At 54.0% G+C, this 272-nt stretch carries 1 protein-coding gene; it reads right to left on the bottom strand.

The genetic code is table 11. The annotated features are described in order from the left end of the window. Positions 1-221: transposase (locus tag E0L21_RS24875; RefSeq protein ID WP_131413852.1), on the bottom strand; the 221-nt coding region annotated here is incomplete at its 3' end. Between the last annotated feature and the right edge of the window lie 51 nt (positions 222-272).

The raw sequence follows: 272 nt of genomic DNA on the forward strand, positions 1-272 counted from the left end.
CTCAGATCGGCCACCAGTTTCTTCAGCCGCAGGTTTTCCTCTTCCAGCTGACGCATGTGCTTCAGTTCTGAGGGCGAAATCCCGCCGTATTTCTTGCGCCACGTATAGAACGTGGCATCGGAAATACCCAGCTTACGGCAGACCTCCGGCACGGACGTCCCCAGTTCAGCCTGCTTCAGGGCAAAAACAATCTGCTCTTCGGTGAATCGTGATTTTTTCATCGGCACCACCTCCGTTCAGGGAGTGTAGATCATGCCGGCATTCTGTTTCTG

This window comes from Kosakonia quasisacchari, from assembly GCF_004331415.1.
GTDB classification, from domain to species: domain Bacteria; phylum Pseudomonadota; class Gammaproteobacteria; order Enterobacterales; family Enterobacteriaceae; genus Kosakonia; species Kosakonia quasisacchari.